The 12,299-nt window shown below is 59.3% G+C and carries 10 protein-coding genes and 2 pseudogenes; 4 read left to right on the forward strand and 8 right to left on the reverse strand.

Translation table 11 applies throughout. The features are described from left to right. Positions 1–150: 150 nt before the first annotated feature. The 5 genes and pseudogenes from KGB21_RS24190 to KGB21_RS24205 form a co-directional block, all read right to left on the reverse strand. A pseudogene (locus KGB21_RS24190) lies at positions 151–2,034 on the reverse strand (ATP-binding protein); the annotation flags it as partial. Then, positions 2,020–2,475, reverse strand: a pseudogene (locus tag KGB21_RS29680) (hypothetical protein); the annotation flags it as partial. The pseudogenes KGB21_RS29680 and KGB21_RS24190, both read right to left, overlap by 15 nt. After that, a complete protein-coding gene (locus KGB21_RS24195; RefSeq protein WP_223506950.1) occupies positions 2,364–2,963 on the reverse strand; it encodes a biliverdin-producing heme oxygenase in 600 nt (199 codons plus the stop codon). The pseudogene KGB21_RS29680 and the gene KGB21_RS24195, both read right to left, overlap by 112 nt. Positions 2,964–3,144: 181 nt before the next feature. Continuing rightward, positions 3,145–3,930, reverse strand: coding sequence for a sulfite exporter TauE/SafE family protein (locus KGB21_RS24200; RefSeq protein WP_223506951.1), 786 nt, complete (start codon positions 3,928–3,930; stop codon positions 3,145–3,147). A 210-nt stretch (positions 3,931–4,140) separates the two neighbouring features. Next, a complete protein-coding gene (locus KGB21_RS24205) occupies positions 4,141–4,890 on the reverse strand; it encodes a hypothetical protein (protein ID WP_034150124.1) in 750 nt (249 codons plus the stop codon). Positions 4,891–5,154: 264 nt separating this feature from the next. Between KGB21_RS24205 and KGB21_RS24210 the strand changes: the two genes are divergently transcribed. Together KGB21_RS24210 and KGB21_RS24215 are read left to right on the forward strand one after the other, a co-directional pair. After that, positions 5,155–5,976, forward strand: coding sequence for an aldo/keto reductase (locus KGB21_RS24210; protein ID WP_223506952.1), 822 nt, complete (start codon positions 5,155–5,157; stop codon positions 5,974–5,976). Between the two features lie 29 nt (positions 5,977–6,005). Then, positions 6,006–6,476 carry a DUF1810 domain-containing protein gene (locus KGB21_RS24215; RefSeq protein WP_223506953.1) on the forward strand — a complete coding sequence of 157 codons (471 nt, stop codon included), beginning with the start codon at positions 6,006–6,008 and terminating at the stop codon, positions 6,474–6,476. On the opposite strand, the gene KGB21_RS24220 is transcribed toward KGB21_RS24215, so the two are convergent. Continuing rightward, entirely contained in the window at positions 6,441–8,801 is a 2,361-nt protein-coding gene (locus KGB21_RS24220; RefSeq protein ID WP_223506954.1) for a DNA polymerase II, read from the reverse strand. The two genes, KGB21_RS24215 and KGB21_RS24220, sit on opposite strands and share 36 nt — an antisense overlap. Positions 8,802–9,055: 254 nt before the next feature. Between KGB21_RS24220 and KGB21_RS24225 the strand changes: the two genes are divergently transcribed. After that, positions 9,056–9,496: a CBS domain-containing protein gene (locus tag KGB21_RS24225; RefSeq protein ID WP_034149924.1), complete on the forward strand. Its 441-nt coding sequence runs from the start codon at positions 9,056–9,058 to the stop codon at positions 9,494–9,496. A 117-nt stretch (positions 9,497–9,613) separates the two neighbouring features. On the opposite strand, the gene KGB21_RS24230 is transcribed toward KGB21_RS24225, so the two are convergent. Next, positions 9,614–10,237 (reverse strand): glutathione S-transferase N-terminal domain-containing protein, encoded by a 624-nt coding sequence (locus KGB21_RS24230; protein WP_223506955.1) that lies wholly within the window; start codon positions 10,235–10,237, stop codon positions 9,614–9,616. Between the two features lie 210 nt (positions 10,238–10,447). Here KGB21_RS24230 and KGB21_RS24235 point away from each other — a divergent pair, with 210 nt between their 5' ends. Next, on the forward strand, positions 10,448–10,927 hold the full coding sequence (locus tag KGB21_RS24235) for a hypothetical protein (protein ID WP_223506956.1): 480 nt from the start codon (positions 10,448–10,450) through the stop codon (positions 10,925–10,927). Positions 10,928–11,166: 239 nt separating this feature from the next. On the opposite strand, the gene KGB21_RS24240 is transcribed toward KGB21_RS24235, so the two are convergent. Beyond that, a complete protein-coding gene (locus KGB21_RS24240) occupies positions 11,167–12,258 on the reverse strand; it encodes a DUF1615 domain-containing protein (protein WP_034149921.1) in 1,092 nt (363 codons plus the stop codon). Positions 12,259–12,299 lie beyond the last annotated feature (41 nt).

The raw sequence follows: 12,299 nt of genomic DNA on the forward strand, positions 1-12,299 counted from the left end.
CTAATGATTGCGCATCGCGGCGATTGTTCCGGGTGACGCTCCGCAAATGTGTTCGCCTTGCCCCAAGCTTAGGTCAGGGCGGTCATTGCGCAACAGGCTGAGCTCATCTCAAAGCATTACAAAGAACTACCGGAGCGGCGCTGCCAATGCGGGGATGGAAAAGGTAAACACGCTTCCCTCTCCGGGTTCGCTTTGCGCCCAAAGCTCACCACCGTGGGCCTGCACGATGCTGCGACAGATATACAAACCCAGGCCGCTGCCATTCGGGTTGCCTTCGCGAATCGTCCAGTAACGCTCGAAAATATGTGGCATATGCCTGGCCTGAATCCCGCCGCCGTTGTCACGTACCGAAACCAGTACCTTGCCGTCCACCTCCCAGGCGTCAAGATCGATTCGTCCGCCGGACGGGGTGAATTTGATGGCGTTGCCCAACAGGTTCGACAGCACCTGGAACATTCGCAGGGGATCGGCTTCGATGCTCAACCCAGCGGAGCTGGTGCAATTGAGTTGGATGTTTTTGTCGGACGTGAGGGTCACCAACAATGCGCAGGCCTTTTGCAGCAAATCGACGACATCCAGCGGTTTGCATTCGAGCGGGTACTGGCCGGCATCGAGTTTCGACTTGTCCAGCAGATCGGCGATCAGCGCGTTCATTCGCCCCGTCGCGTCTTCTACGGTGCCCAACGCCGCGCTCAGTCGCACGGTATTCTTGCCCTCATCCCTGGCGACCAGGCGCTGCATCATTCCGCACTGCATGATGATGATCGACATCGGGTTGCGCAGATCATGGGAAACCACCGCCACCAGTTCATCGCGCACGCGGACGGCTTCATGTTCGCGACGGACCTGGCGGGCCAGATCGTTTTCAATCGCACGGCGGCGCAACTCTTTGACTGCATACTCATCCGCCTCGCTCCACTCCCGCGCCCTGCCCTCCACCCGTTGTTCCCAAAGGGCAAAAGACGTGCGCGGTCGTAGTGCGCTACCGACGTTGTCGTCAACAGTGAAATGTTCATCGGGGTTGCCACTCCACTTCATGCTCGAACGTAACTGCGGGCGAAACCACATGACCGCGTTGTCCACTGGCTTGGGCAGCACGAAGGCCAGCAATCCACTGGCTACGTCGCTGTAGAGCGCACTGACGCCGTGCAGACTTTGCAGGTGATTGGTCAGCAAGGGTTCGCCTTTTTCCAGGCACTGCTCCCGAACCCACAGGTGCAGAGCGCGCACCTGTTCGACGCTCGGACACTCGCCGAACAACTGCAAGCGATCTTCAATCAGCACCGCCACACCACCTGCCGCAGTCAGCTCCAGCAGTTGCTGCGGGTGAGCGAGCAGACCGTCCAGCACATCGCGCTCGGCTTGCTGCATGGCGTGGGTCAGCTCTCCGATCAGGCGGAATTTCTGCGCTCGTTGATGCTGTTCGTCGCGGGTCTGCAACGCGCAGATTTGTACGCTGAGCAGCTGCGCGATGGCGGCGCACATCGTACGCAGCGTATGACTGACCAGCAGCGGTTCCGGGTGGGCGCAGGTGATCAGCCCCCAAAGCTGTTCGTCCTCCAACAGCGATAGGCTCATTGCCGCCCGCACCCCCATGTTCTCCAGATACTGGCAGTGCACCGGCGACACGCTGCGCAATACCGAAAACCCCAAGTCCAGCGGTTGTCCAGTATCGGGGCGTAACAGCGGAACAATCGGCACCGGCACATAGTGCGCATCCGGGATCACCCGGATCCAGTTCAGCCGATACAGTTCTCTAGCCTGCGCTGGAATGTCCGAAGCCGGGAAACACTGGCCCAGGTAACCGGGCAGATTCCCGCCCAGCGACTCGCTGAGGACTTGCCCATGCCCTGCCGGTTGAAAGCGATAAATCATCACCCGGTCAAAACCGGTGAGGCGGCGGATTTCATCGACACTGACGCTGTACAAGGCGTCGAGGGTGGTGGCTGCCTGCATCCGCCGCAGCGCCCGCAACAGGATGGCGCTGTTGTCCTGAATCGCGTCCTGCACCGGTTCCAGTTCAAGCATCAGCATGCCGTCATGACGACTGAGCGATCCGTTGAAACGCTGTGCGTTGATCTCCAGCAGCAAGGGGTTGGCGTCTTCCAGATCATCCGCTTCTAACGCTCGGCGAATCAGCTCTGTCGTCGTGGCTCCCGCCAGCACCTGCAAAGGTTGCTGCAACAAAGCGCCCGCCGTCCAACCGAGCAACGACGCACAATTGCGGCTGATCTGCCGGATGATCAGCCCCGGCTCACTCATGGCCAATAGCACACCGTGCGGTTGGATTGACCCCGGAATGCGGATTGCTTCACTGGCACAGTCGGCGAGCGCGGCTTCAAGTTGTTCTTCGCTGAGTCGGTTCAAGGCAATACCTCGCAATGCTCGAGCCAGCCTTCGAATGCCCTGAAGGTGGCTTGAGCCGCTGCCACCGACTGCGCCCGTTGAGCAGGCTGACGCACCTGATACAGACACGCCAAAAAACCACGCCACATCAACAAGGTTGCGGTGCCGTACACCGCCAGAAATCGCCCGCCGTTGCGTTCATCGACGCCCAGGCGCACGTACAGCTTGCTGCGCACCGATTGACCGCCCAGCGTTGCGCCTTCCAGCACGTACAACACGCCCAGCACGCTGGCAACGGAACGGGTCTGGAGGGAAAACCGGCACAGGGGAATGGCGTCGATGGCGGCAGCGTCCAGCCCCAGGGCGTACAGGTCGGCCTCCAGTGACGGCGTCTTGCTGCGAATCAGCCAGTCCAGATCGGGAATGCTCATCGCCACCTGGAACAACCGGTTTTCCAACGGTCGATAGAAGCCGTAATAGGCCTTGATCAGCCGGGTGTAGAGCAGCAGGTCAGCGGTGAGGAACGGGATGCGTTTTTCCAGCCCCTGATGTTGCAGGGTGGTCGCGATGCGCAGCTCGCTGAGGATCAGCGGCAGGTCTTTGGGCAGGGCAGTCACGACAGTGTGTCGAAACAATACTCGGCTTCGTTTTGATAGTCGGTGCTGAGCGTGTACACGGGCCACCTCTTGTCGATCACGGGGAATGCCGAGAGGTCATTCAGTGATGAATGAGGGCTGGCTTTCCACCGTAGCACCTATCCGGTGCAGGAGGTGGTTTGTTTCTGCAACCGTTACCGGCTTAAAAGGCCAGCTTGTATCCGATCAGCACCAGCATCGTCGCCAGGCAAGGACGCAGCAGTTCGTCAGAGATACGCCCGGTCAGGTGGCTGCCCAGGTAAATGCCCGGCAGCGAACCGACCAGCAGATAACCCAAAACATGCCAATCCATGTTGCCCATGCTCGCATGGCCCAGGCCGGCGACCAGGGTCAGGGGCACGGCGTGAGCGATTTCCGTGCCCACCAGGCGGCGGGTTGGCAACAACGGGTAGAGGATAAACAGCGCGACGGTGCCCAACGCGCCAGCGCCAATAGAAGTCAACGCGACCATGGTGCCGAGGACCAGGCCGGTGATGACCGTCATTACATTCAGGCGCTTGCCGCTCGGGTTGTAGTGGCCGCCAGCACGTTTGTGGGCGAAATCGAGCAGGCGTTTCTTGAACAGGATGGCCAGCGCGGTGGCGAACAGGACGAAGCCCAGGGCTTGCTTGATAATCGCGTTCATCGCATCGGGCGAGCTGTGCAAGCTACTGAGGAACCACAACGTCAGCACCACCGCCGGCACGCTGCCGAGGGTCAGCCAACCGGTAATTGCCCAATCGATGTTGTTGTTCTTCTTGTGGACCAGTACGCCACTGGATTTTGTAATGGCCGCGTACAGCAGATCGGTGCCGACGGCCGTTGCCGGGTTGATGCCGAACCACAGCAGGATAGGCGTCATCAACGACCCACCGCCTACGCCCGTCATGCCAACGATGAAACCCACCACCAATCCGGCTACGACCAACCCGATGTTCAACAAATCCATTGATACGTCCACAAAGACTGCAAGGAAAATCTGGCCCGCAGCATAGCGATTTTTCTTATAACTACTTATATCAATGCGATCTATATTTATGCCGTAAAGCTATCCCCTGTAGGAGCTGCCGAAGGCTGCGATCTTTTGACTTTGATTTACCAAGATCAAAAGATCGCAGCCTTCGGCAGCTCCTACAGGGATTTATGGAGGATTACAGGATCACTGCACGGGCAGGAAATTCAGGAATAACAGACTCTGGGCGTAGTTGAGGCCGATGCGCCGATAGCGCTCGTCGAGCATCTGCGTCAGCAAATCCAGACGGGCGACGATCTTGCCGAATTCCACGGCAAAACTCAGGTTGCTGCCCTCCTCGGAGATTTCGTTGGAAAACAGCATCGGCTGGCCGTCCTTGTTCTGCCGCTGACTCAAGATCCAGGTAGCGATTTCTATGTTGCGCGCGGCATTGCTGACGAACGTCGGGTTGATCGCGTCCGTCATGTAGAACTCAAGGCGATTGCCGTGGGCGGTCACCAGCATGCTGCCGATGGCGTAGATGAACGCGCCGACCCGGTCGCCGAGGAATTCCGGACTCATGGCGAACCGCAGCGCCGCCAGGTCTTTTTTGCCGCCCAGAGTTGGCAACGGCTGCTGCTGTTCGATGGCCATGCGCACTTGCTTGCCGGCGGTGCGGGCGTCGAGGAAACCGGATTTTTTCAACTCATCGGGGTTGCGCAGGTACAGTTTGCTCATCAGCAAATAGAGACTGTCGAGGTTGTCGCGCATGGTCAGGGTCGCCATGCGGTCAACGCTGGTTTGCAGGAATTCCTGGGGTTTGCCTTCACGGATTTGAGTGAAAACGTCGTTGCCTTCCTGGTGGCTGCACCCGGTGACAAGGAACATCGACAGACCGGCCAGCAGCAGGCAACGGCGGCGGATTGAGGTAATGCTGAAGGGTAACGCTCGAGCCATGGGATCTTGGACTTGGGCATGGGCCGGCGGTGGGGATCGCCGCAGGCTGGCCAAAGGTAGAGCCGCTCATTGCGAAAAAGTGCAGTGTTGCGGGTGATCAATCGATCATCGGCAGTTGAAGATCAAAAGATCGCAGCCTGCGGCAGCTCCTACAGGATTTACGTCGTAGAGCTGCCGAAGGCTGCGATCTTTTGATCTTGCAGCGGAACCCGGAAGCTATGCTTATGCCAAACGATACTGATTGCATCTTGAAAGGAGGTTTGCATGCGTTCTGTCGAGTTGGCCGGCGTCAACGTGCCGGTCATCGGCCAAGGGACCTGGCAGATGGGCGAGGACCGCACCCGGCGCGCCGAGGAAGTCGCGGCACTGCGCCTGGGCATCGAGCTGGGCATGACACTGATCGACACCGCCGAGATGTATGCCGAAGGCGGCGCCGAAGAAGTGGTCGGTGAAGCCATCGCCGGCCGACGCGACGAGGTTTTCCTGGTCAGCAAGGTTTACCCGCACAACGCCAGCCGCAAAGGCATTCCCCAGGCCTGCGAGCGCAGCCTGCGGCGGCTGAACACCGATTACATCGATCTGTATCTGCTGCATTGGCGCGGCCAGTATCCGCTGGAAGAAACCGTCGAAGCCTTCGAACGCCTGCGCGAAGCCGGCAAGATCGGCCGATGGGGCGTGTCCAATTTCGACGTCGACGACATGCAGGAACTGGCCACACCGGCCTGCGCCACCAACCAGGTGCTCTACAACCTGGAAGAGCGCGGCATCGAATTTGATTTGCTGCCGTGGTGCCAACAGCACAATATGCCGGTTATGGCCTACTGTCCGATTGGTCAGGGCGGGAAAATGCTCGCAAATTCCACGCTCAAGCAGGTAGCCGCCCGTCACGGCGCGACGCCTGCACAGGTGTCACTGGCATGGCTTTTGCGGCAGAACGGGGTGATCGCCATCCCCAAAGCGGTCAAAAAGGAGCATGTGCAACTTAATGCGCAAGCGGCGCGACTGAAACTTGAAGCAGGGGATCTGGAGGCGCTGGACCAAGCGTTTCACGCGCCACAACGCAAACAGCAGTTGGCCATGGTCTGAGCCATCGCGTTTTGTCAGAGGGCTTCTGCATGAGAAGCACCGATCAGCTGGACGCCTTTAACCTGCAACGCTTTGTTCAGGCGCAAGACCCGGTGTTCAACAAAGTCCAGAAAGAATTGAATGAAGGTAAAAAACGCAGCCACTGGATGTGGTTTGTCTTTCCTCAATTTGCCGGTTTGGGCGGCAGCGATATGTCCAAATGCTTCGCGATCAGTTCCCGAGAAGAAGCACAGGCCTACCTCGATCATCCGTTATTGGGCGCCCGTTTACGCATCTGCACACAAGAAGTTCTGAACATCCAAGAGGGTTCGGTGGAGTCGATTTTCGGACACCCCGACAACCTGAAATTTCACTCGTCGATCACGCTGTTCGCCCAGCTCTCGCCCGACCACAGCGTGTTCCATCAAGCCTTGAACAAGTATTTCCACGGCATTCCCGATAACTGGACCTTACAGCTGATGGACTCAAAACAAGCCCAGTTGCCCACCAATCAAAGTTGAAAAGTCGTCGTCGACAAACGGCAGGATCGCGTCCGCCACCGGTTGCAATTGCCGGGTAACGTAATGGTCGTAATCGATCGGCGCGCTGCGGATCTCCAGCGGTTCGGGGCCGGCGACCGTGATCACATAACTGATCCAGCCGCCATTCTGGTATTGCCGCGGTCGACCCTGCTGGTCGTTGTACTCGTCGGCAATGCGCGCTGCACGGACATGGGGCGGCACGTTACGCTGATAATCATCGAGAGTGCGGCGCAGGCGCTTGCGGTAAATCAGGCGCTCATCGAACTCGCCCGCCAGGGTTTTGCGCACATAGTCGCGCACATAATCCTGATAGGGTTTGCGATGGAAGATGCGCAGGTACAGCTCCTGCTGAAATTGCCGGGCCAGCGGCGACCAGTCCGTACGCACGGTTTCCAGACCTTTGTAGACCATCTCTTCAGTGCCATCGGCGCGCGTCACCAACCCCGCGTATCGTTTCTTGCTGCCCTCCTCTGCGCCGCGAATGGTCGGCATCAGGAAGCGCTTGTAATGGGTTTCGAACTGCAACTCCAGCGCACTCTCCAGCCCGTATTCCTGCCGCACATGCTCGCGCCACCACTGGTTGACGTGATCCACCAGCGCCTTGCCGATCTGCGCGGCTTCCTGTTGACCATGGGCGCGGCGCAGCCAGACGAAGGTCGAATCGGTGTCGCCGTAAATCACCGTGTGGCCCTGGGCTTCGATCAACTGGCGGGTGCGCAGCATGATTTCGTGTCCGCGCAGTGTGATGGACGATGCCAGCCGGGTATCGAAGAAGCGGCAACCACTTGAGCCGAGCACGCCATAAAACGCGTTCATGATGATCTTCAACGCCTGGGACAACGGCGCGTTGTGTTCGCGCTTGGCGGTTTCGCGACCTTCGGCGACCCGCGCAACGATGGACGGCAGGCAATGCCGGGTACGGGAAAACCGCGCCCCGCGAAAGCCCGGCACCGAGTCCGCGTCATCGGGATGCTTGAGCCCTTCGATCAACCCCACCGGGTCGATGAGGAAGGTGCGAATGATCGACGGATAAAGGCTTTTGTAGTCGAACACCAGCACCGACTCGTACAGCCCTGGCTGCGAGTCCATGACAAAGCCACCGGGGCTGGCTTGCGGCGGGCGCCCGCCGAGGTTCGGCGCGACGAAGCCCTGGCGATGCATCAACGGCATGTAGAGGTGGGTGAACGCTGCTACTGAACCGCCCATGCGATCCACCGGCAAACCGGTGACACTGGCCCGCTCCAGCAAAAATTTCAGCAATTCGGTCTTGGCGAAAATCCTGGTGACGAGCTCGCAATCCTTGAGGTTGTACTTGGCCAGCGCCGGTTTGTCCTCGGCGAACATGCGGTTGATTTCATCCATGCGCTGGTACGGATTGTCGATCGACTTGCCTTCGCCGAGCAGGGTTTGCGCGACGTTTTCCAGACTGAACGAGGGGAAACTCCAGGTCGCCGAGCGCAGCGATTCAATGCCGTCGATGATCAATCGGCCCGCAGCGGAAGCGAAGTAGTGATTTCCGTTGCCGTGCTCGCGCCACTGCATTTCTTCGCCGCCGCGCCCCAGTTTCAGCGGCACGGCCAGGCGCCGGGCGTGTTCGTGCAACACGCGCAGGTCGAACTGCACGACGTTCCAGCCGATGATCGCGTCGGGGTCGTGCCGGGCGAACCATTCATTGAGCTTTTTCAGCAGTATCGTTCGCGAGTCGCAGTATTCGAGCTGGAAATCGACCTGACTGTCGTCGCCGTTGGGCGGGCCGAGCATGTACACCTGACGCTGACCGCAACCTTCCAGGGCGATGGAATACAAGTCGCCCTGGGCGGTGGTTTCGATGTCGAGGGACGCCAGTTTGAGGTTCGGCCGGTAATCCGGGTCGGGCTTCATCTGCGCATCGCGCAGCAAACCCTCGGCACCCGGCGTGCCACCAAAACGCACGGGCGCGGTGATGAACCGCTCCATCATGTAGCGTTCGGGCGGGCGTACGTCGGCTTCGAACACGTCGACACCGGCCCGGCGCAGGGTGGTTTCCAGACGCATCAATTGCCCGTGTTGCTGGCAGTACAGACCGAGCACCGGTCGGTGCTCGAAATCCATCAGGGCCAGAGGTTTGAGCTCAACGTTCTTTTCATCGCGCAACAGCGCCTCGGCCTGCTCGCGCTGATCTGCCGGGATGAACGCCACCGAAGGCTGATGAGGCAGGCGGATTCGCTGGGGACCGCTATCGGTCGCCAGCCAGAACTCGACTTCCGTACCGGCCGGAGTATCGCGCCAATGCCGGGTCAGGACGAAGCCCTGCGGTAAATCCACCACTGCCAACCTCACTATTGATTCAGGGTGGCAATTCTACGCGTCATCGCCTTGAAAAGATCGCAGCCTTCGGCAGCTCCTGCAATGGAACGCGCACACCCTGTAGGAACTGCCGAAGGCTGCGATCTTTTGAGATTTACCAAAGAAAATCCGCCCAATGACGTTTTTTGAGTGGTATCTGCCGCTTTCGCTCTTGCCCTGCGCGCTTGCGTCTACGATTCTTCTAGAACAACGACAACACCCGGGAAACCGCCATGAAAACCGTCGCGCAACTGCTCAAGTTGAAAGATCAGAAGAATCAGGAAGTGCATCAGATCAAGCCGGATCACATGGTGCTCGAAGCGCTGATGAAGATGGCCGAGAAGAACGTCGGCGCTCTGCTGGTGGTGGAGAATGAAGAAGTGCTGGGCATCATCAGTGAACGCGATTACGCGCGCAAACTGGTGCTGCACGGGCGTTCATCAGTGGGCACGCCGGTGCGCGACATCATGGTGTCGCCGGTGATCACGGTGGACACCCATCAAACTGTCGATACCTGCCTGGGCATCATGTCCGACCGGCGCCTACGCCACCTGCCGGTGGTGGAAAACGGCAAGTTGATCGGTTTGCTGTCGATTGGTGACCTGGTCAAGGAAGCCATTGCCGAACAGGCTGAGCTGATTCGTCAGTTGGAGCAGTACATTCGCGGTGAGTAATTCCCTCCTCCTGTAGGAGCGAGCCTGCTCGCGATAGCGGTGTGTCAGTCGACATAATTGTTGAATGTCAGTCCGCCATCGCGAGCAGGCTCACACCTACAAGGGGATGTTTGGTGTTCATTTGGGCCAATGCCTCGCGAACACCGGCGCCAATGTCGGATGACGGTCGATACGCTCCAGCCAGGCGAAGAATCCCGGACGGGCATTGCGTAGATGTTCGCGACTGCCGGCCCATCGGGTAACCACCGCCGCCAGCACGTCCAGCGCGCCTGGCGTCTCGTCTCCCAGGTACAACTCGCCCGAGAATTGATCGGCGAACACCTCCCAACTCCAATGCAGCCGCTGGCGGGCGCCGGCCATGAGGTTTTGCCTCGACGCCTGATCCGCCGCGGCCAGCCAGCGCTCGGGGTAATCGATGATGCCGATGGCTGCGTAGCAATTGCTGACGATGTACACCAATCCGCGAATGGCCTGATCGCGTTCGGCGGCTTCATAAGGCAACAGCTTCGAGCGCGGAAACGACATCCCGAGATGGATCAGGATCGCCGCACTCTCGGTGAGGATTCCGCCGTCGGGCAATTGCAGCGTCGGAATCTGCTTGAGCGGGTTGAGTTTCTCCAGCGCCTGCGCGGCCTCCGGGGACGCCTCCACATCGATGAAGCGATAGGGAATCTCACAGAGTTCCAGCGCAGCTTCGATCGCCGCCGCGCCTGAATTTTGATGACCGTAGAGCTGATACATACACACCTCCTTGCGACGTTAACCAGTGTAGAAGCCGCCATCGCACACGCCTGAGCCATCCGACGACTGCATCATCACGGCCACAGTAGGTATGCCGCACGCCCTATCAATACTGTCGATGTTCACCATCACGTCAATGAAGTTCTCTTAAAAAATCCGCCGCGTAACATCTGCTCCATACCAACCAATAACACCCCGGAGCACACCATCATGAAACGCCAAACTCTTCTCAGCATCGCTTTCTCGGTTTTTGCAGTGAACGCTTTTGCCGCTACCTCGGTTCAGCCAGTTGTTGCTGAAGGTGGCTCGGATCGTCTGATTGAAAGCCGTGTGGCTGAGGGTGGCTCGGATCGCCTGATCGAAAATCGTGTTGCTGCCGATGGTTCTGATCGTCTGCATGGCAACACTGTAGCCGCCGATGGTTCCGACCGTCTGCACGGCAACACCGTGGCCGCCGATGGTTCCAACCGCCTGCATGGCAACACTGTCGCCGCCGATGGTTCCGACCGCCTGCATGGCAACACCGTGGCCGCCGATGGTTCTGACCGTCTGCACGGCAACACCGTGGCCGCCGATGGTTCCGACCGCCTGCATGGCAACACCGTGGCCGCCGATGGTTCCGACCGCCTGCATGGCAACACCGTGGCCGCCGATGGCTCTGATCGCCTGAACAGCAACCGTATCGCTTGAATGAATGGTTTTACCGCGGTACTCGACGAAAACCCGGCCTCATCAGCCGGGTTTTTTTATGCCTGCGTGAACTCGCACATCATGTTGTGCCTGATCGGACGCCAGGATCGCAGCCTTCGGCAGCTCCTACATTGGAATGCGCATACCCTGTAGGAGCTGCCGAAGGCTGCGATCTTTTGATCTTCTGATCTTCTGATCTTCTGATCTTCTGATCTTCTGATCTTCTGATCTTCTGATCCTCAACCTGCCCGCTTCATACAACGCTGATAACGCTCATCAACCCGTTTGGCAAACCACGCCGTGGTGAGCTTGCGGGTGATTTTCGGGCTTTGCAGCACGATCCCCGGCAATACCGCACGCGGCAATGCCCTGCCTTCGGCCTGTTCGGCCAGGGCGAAAACCCGCTGATAGAGCTCGCTATCCTCGAAGGCCAGGCTGTTGCCCTCCTCCAGTTGATTCCTGATCGTCGTATTGCGCAGGTCCAGTTGCTTGCCGAGGGTACGCACCGCCCGTTCCGTGGTGCCCGGCATGATCGAACCATGGTCGACCAGGTCGCCGTCCAGCGCCAGCGGGATGCCCGAGGCCCGGCTCACAGCATTTTGAAACGCCGCATTGCGACTGGCGTACCAACCGGCGTTGAAATCGGCGAAGCGGTACAGCGGTTGCTCGTAGCTCACCGGGTATCCGAGCAAATGCGCGATACCAAAGTACATGCCGCCACGCCGGGTAAACACTTCACGGCGGATAGAGCCGTTCACCGGATACGGATAACCCTTCGCTTGCTGCTCGGCAAAGTCGATGCTGACCTGCATCGGGCCGCCGGTGTGCACCGGGTTGAAGCCTGCAAACAGGGTCTTGCCCATCGGCACCATGCCGATGAAGTCATCAAAAATCGCGCTCAGTTCTTTTTCGCTACGCGCCGCGTTCAGGCGCTCACTGTAGGTTTTGCCATTGGGCGAACGCACTTGCAGCGCGCCACTGACCAACAGGCCGGGAATGTGCGCCTTGGACGCGCGACGATCGATTTCCTCGCGAGCGATCTTGCCCAGCCCCGGTACGGGCGGATCGACCTGAAACGTCGATTCCTGCTCGGTAACGGCCAGCACCGCGCACAGATTTTGCGTGCTCGGCGTGATGTTCTGCGCGGCAAAGGCAGCATAGATATCCGTGGCCCAACCCTGGCGGTCGACCGTCTTCGCCGGGAGCAATCGCACGATTTCCGCCTTGACCTCGGCGGGCTTGCGCGCCGGCGGTTCCTGGGTCCGTTGGCTGCCGCAACCGGCCAGCACCAGCAACGCGGCGATGCTCATGATCAATCGATGGGCTTGCATGTTGCTCCAGGTAGTCCGTTGAGCCGGGTTAACCATACGAT

Origin of the sequence: Pseudomonas sp. GL-RE-29, assembly GCF_019947275.1 — a bacterium.
GTDB lineage: Bacteria > Pseudomonadota > Gammaproteobacteria > Pseudomonadales > Pseudomonadaceae > Aquipseudomonas > Aquipseudomonas fluorescens_A.